The sequence below is a fragment of the Hydrogenophaga sp. genome, from assembly GCF_018780385.1.
GTDB lineage: Bacteria > Pseudomonadota > Gammaproteobacteria > Burkholderiales > Burkholderiaceae_C > Hydrogenophaga.
This window is the reverse complement of the sequence record NZ_JADMJO010000065.1, coordinates 1-4,242: the sequence shown is the minus strand read 5'-3', so window position 1 is coordinate 4,242 and position 4,242 is coordinate 1. Positions and strand designations below refer to the sequence as shown.

The window sequence follows — 4,242 nt, the reverse complement described above, 5'->3', positions numbered from 1 at the left end:
CAATCACCCGAAAGTCCAGTGTTTATGCGGGCTCCGGGGATTCTTCAGGGACGACCAATGAGTATGACGATCATTTCGGGGGAGTTGGGGGAGAACACCAGTTCGCTCAGGGGCTTGACGTTTTCCAGCTCACGCCCTTGCGGCCCTGGATGGAGCGCCGCGCACCCATGAACTCATCGAACCCCAGCGTGCGCAGTTCGTTGCGCTTCAGGTACGAGGGAAGTTCCTCGGTGACGGTCAGGATGCGTTTGGCGGAGAAGCCGTTCCAGCGCTGAGCCACCATTTCGACCACATCGGGCGCTGCCTTGATATGGGGCACGTTCATCAGCAGACCCTTCTTGAACAGGCCCACGCGGGCTTCGAGGTCGGGGGTGGTGATCTCGATCTTAAAATCGAAGCGGCCTTCGCGTGCGCCGGCACTGTCCAGGCGGTCCTTGTAGTTGGTGGCGGCCACGAGGATCACTTTGGATTTGCGCAGGTCGACCATCAGCGTGAGCAGAGCGTTGACCACTCCGTTGTTCTGCGTCTCGGCCACACCAGATCCAGCATTGGAACGCTCGGACATGAGGGAGTCGATTTCGTCAATGAAAAACACACAGGACGAATTGCGCTTGGCCTTTTCAAAGGCAGCGTTGACACGCTGGGCCCTCGCACCCACCCACTTGCTCTCCACATCGGCAAGCGTCATGGTCAGCGGCCACCCATTTCTTGTTCCTTGTTCAGCACATGGATGTTTGGCCACAGAACTGCGCTAAAACTCACGGTGCTGGCGGAGGTGGGGGAAGTGGTTTTGGCGAATTTCCTGCAATTCTCCCCATGCTGCGCCACCACCCTGTTGACGCCGACCGAAAACTGACCGTCAATATTCCATCGGCACCAACAGATTGCGAGACCAGTCGCGATATTGACTCTTCATCGACTTCGACCAGCTCTGAAGCCGAACGCAGGCTCGAGCCCACGGCAACGAACCAAGAGCGAAAACGCCTGCGACTTGGTCATTGAGGGTGGGTCCTCAGCGGACGAGGTGGGGCGGGAGCTGGAGCTGCATGCATGGGATGGCCTTGATCAGCGGGCCAAAACGCCATCAAACAAAGCTGCGCAAGCCGTACTGTGGATACTCTGGAGAAGCTGAAAAATGGACCTGATTCTTGTGAACTTAGCCCGCGATCCACGGATGATTTTGGCGATGTTCGTAGGGTTGCTGGGTTTCATGTTTCTAATGGAGTCAGCCAGTCGTCGGTCCACCGCAGCACGATGGTTGGCGGGCGCAGCGCTGGTCTTTGGTTGCTTGCTTGCTGCGGTGCTGGTAGTCGCCAACGTCACCGAGGCAGCCCCCACGTCACTGGGTTTGGCACAAACGCTTATTGGTCCGCCGGTGTTTGCCGCAATAGCCGCCGGAGTGGTGGCCATATACCGGCCTCAGAACCAGTCGTTCTATGTTTTCTGGGCCTACTTGGTGGCAGGGTACAGCGCAGTGCTGGCCTTTCCGGTATTGTTCGGACCAAACCAACACTATGCCCCTGTCGTCAACGGCGTAGGACTGGGCGGCCTCGCAGCTTGGTCGTACTTCATCGCGCCCAATGGTGCTCGGGGAGGGGTGGGCCGGTCGACGATGCTTGGGCTAGCGCTCGGCACCTTCCCCGTCGCAGTCTGGATCGGTATCGCAGCCGGCCTGCCGCTCGTTGATATCCGCGACCTACTCAGGATACCGCTCGGGGTCATCTTTGTGGTGCTTATGACACTGATTCTGCAGCTCGACGCCAGACTGGTCGCCAGTGAACTGGCAGAGAGGATAGAAACACAGAAGTCCCTCAAGCGGCTAAATGAGACGCTGGAACATGAAGTGGGCCGGCGCACCGAGCAGCTTCAGCAGATCAACAGGGGACTGCTGTCATTTGCCGGCATGGTGTCGCACGATTTGCGCGCACCGGTTCGCAACATCACAGGACTCACCCAGCTTGCGATGACCGACCATCAGAAGGGGCGCCACGACGCTCTGGAATCTTTGTTGGAGCGCATCAGCCAAGAATCGTTGCGGGCAAACGCCATGGTGAGCGATCTGTTGAATCTGGCCAAAACCGAGAGTGCAAGGCCGATTCTGGTGGAGGTCGACATGGGCGCTTTGGTGGCCGATTGCGTTCGTTCGCTGGCGCTGCAATATCCCTTCGCACAAGAGGTGGTCAAAGTGGAATCCCTGCCCACGCTGTGGGCGGATGAGGGATTGATGCGCCACGTCGTGATCAATCTACTCTCCAACGCCCTGAAGTTCGGGGCAGATCGCGAAGACCTTTGCATCAAACTGTCAGTCGACGAGGCCATGAACAAGTGGCGTTTCCTGATCAAGGACAATGGACCCGGCTTCGATCCAGAACGCGCAGAGGAGCTATTCAAGCCGTTCGTGCGCTTGGGCGGTAATCAAGTTGCTGGGACGGGACTTGGCCTTACAGTAGTGCAGCGCGTTGTTGAATTGCACGGCGGAGAAGTTGGTGCCACGTCGGTTCCAGAATGTGGAGCGACCTTCTGGTGGACAGTTCCACGCGCTGGCTGATCAAGGGTCCACACGAATGGCCTTCAAAGCACTGAGTGCCTGAGGCCTGCGGTGAGTGTGCAATAGCCCAGTGACGCAAGCACCTCAGACAACAAAGGAGTTCCATGGGCGTCTGCATCCGCTTGGCCGCTCAGGTGGCGTAGTCTGCCACTCTCTCGGCGTACTTCGAGTGGTCCACACAGGCCAGTATTTTTTGCCGTCGTTCATCTGGTGTTCTGCTTCGGTGGCCCATCAGCATATCTTCAGCGCCATCCTTGTCGTGGATGCTGAAATGGTCCACCATGGTCGCACTGGCCTCGTTAAGGCCGATGAACTCGACCTCCGCCCCTAGCGGCGGAACTTGATGACGGCTTTGTCAAGGGCGCTCACGGCGGTGATGTCCCAGAAGTGGGCACGGCTCACATAGATGCGAACCTTGTCGATGAGTTCCTTGTAGTCAAAGGCTTTGGAAAAGCGGTCGGCGCTGACGAAGAACACCTGCCTGTTGGCGCCAATGGAATATTGACACGGAGTACCAATTCAAACGACAGGGTTGTGCGTCCCGACAACGGACAGCGTGACGAGCTGGCCAACGCCCTTCGGGCACTGGCCATGGACGCAGTGCAGCAGGCCAACTCGAGGCATCCCAGCGCTCCGTTGGCAATGGCAGAGATGGCCGTTGCGCTGTGGAATGGCCACTTGTCTCACAACGCAGCAAATCCCACGTGGCCGGACCGGAACCGATTCGTCCTCTACAACGGGCACGTATCCGTGCTCCTGTATGGCTTGCTCCATCTGAGCGGCTTTAACCTGCCGATGATCGCCAGAAGCAACCAGGGAATTGGAGCGGGCAAAAGCAATGCCGCAATCCGCGCCTGGGTTTAGGCCGAAGACTTGACTGGCCGTCTAGAACGTGATCGCCGGCGAGACTGCGAGCAGATCACAGAGATACAGACGGTCTTTTAATCTACTCCCAACTGCCTTGCTGATTCATCCCGACGTTCGGGACTCACGCAGTAAGCACCCTGAAATTGATCATCATCCCCGCGTCTTCATGTTCAAGGTTGTGGCAATGAAAGAGGTAAGTCTGGTCACCTGGGAAATCGTGCGAAAAGTCGATTGCGATGCGCACCGTCTCACCCGGCCACACGAGGACGGTGTCTTTCCAGCCCAGGTCACTGACAGTTCTGCCCTTGCCAAAACGCGCAATGTCCGACAACTGGGGCGGGCTGTTCAAGCGTTCGAGTACCTGGAACGAAAACCCGTGGAGATGCATCGGGTGCGGCATGCCCAATGCCGGGTTGCTGATGCGCCATATCTCCACCGCACCCTGCTTCACATCGAAGGCGATCTCGTCCATGCGGAAGGTGCGTCCGTTGATGAGGAAGCGCATGGCTTGCATCGACAGTTCGATCTGTCGCTCGACAGCGCCTTCGATGCGCAGCGGCTGGATCCTGGACAGCGTTGCCGGCAGTGTGGCTGTGATGCGCTCCCCGGACACCACGGACAGCTTAAGCACGTTGAAAGCCTGACCCAGCGCCAAACGTGACGAGCCCATGCCGACCATCATCTGGCCCATGCCTGGGCCGCCCATGTTGCCCGCAGCCCCTTCGTTCTCCATCGGGTCAAACGACAAGCTCTTCAGAAACACCGTGTCGCTGGGTTGTGCCTGGGCGGCATCGAACAGCACATCGAGGCGTTCACCAGGTGCCAGA

At 58.3% G+C, this 4,242-nt stretch carries 3 protein-coding genes and 2 pseudogenes; 2 read left to right on the top strand and 3 right to left on the bottom strand.

Going from position 1 to position 4,242, the window contains the following annotated elements; all coding sequences use genetic code 11:
* Window positions 1-106 precede the first annotated feature (106 nt).
* Window positions 107-688 (bottom strand): ATP-binding protein, encoded by a 582-nt coding sequence (locus IV113_RS18775; protein WP_291088132.1) that lies wholly within the window; start codon window positions 686-688, stop codon window positions 107-109.
* 447 nt (window positions 689-1,135) lie between these two features.
* Between IV113_RS18775 and IV113_RS18770 the strand changes: the two genes are divergently transcribed.
* On the top strand, window positions 1,136-2,548 hold the full coding sequence (locus IV113_RS18770; protein WP_291088129.1) for a HAMP domain-containing sensor histidine kinase: 1,413 nt from the start codon (window positions 1,136-1,138) through the stop codon (window positions 2,546-2,548).
* A gap of 223 nt (window positions 2,549-2,771) precedes the next feature.
* Here IV113_RS18770 and IV113_RS18765 read toward each other — a convergent pair.
* A pseudogene (locus IV113_RS18765) lies at window positions 2,772-3,028 on the bottom strand (STAS domain-containing protein); the annotation flags it as partial.
* A 54-nt stretch (window positions 3,029-3,082) separates the two neighbouring features.
* Between IV113_RS18765 and IV113_RS18760 the strand changes: the two are divergent.
* Window positions 3,083-3,346, top strand: a pseudogene (locus IV113_RS18760) (transketolase); the annotation flags it as partial.
* 190 nt (window positions 3,347-3,536) lie between these two features.
* Here the strand turns inward: IV113_RS18760 and IV113_RS18755 are convergent.
* The coding region (locus IV113_RS18755) for a multicopper oxidase domain-containing protein (RefSeq protein ID WP_291088126.1) at window positions 3,537-4,242 on the bottom strand (706 nt) is incomplete at its 5' end.

What these genes read in the sequence shown, in the direction of transcription:
- IV113_RS18775 (WP_291088132.1), bottom strand. Translation starts at nt 688, where the DNA reads ATGACGCTTGCCGATGTGGAGAGCAAGTGGGTGGGTGCGAGGGCCCAG.
- IV113_RS18770 (WP_291088129.1), top strand. Translation starts at nt 1,136, where the DNA reads ATGGACCTGATTCTTGTGAACTTAGCCCGCGATCCACGGATGATTTTG.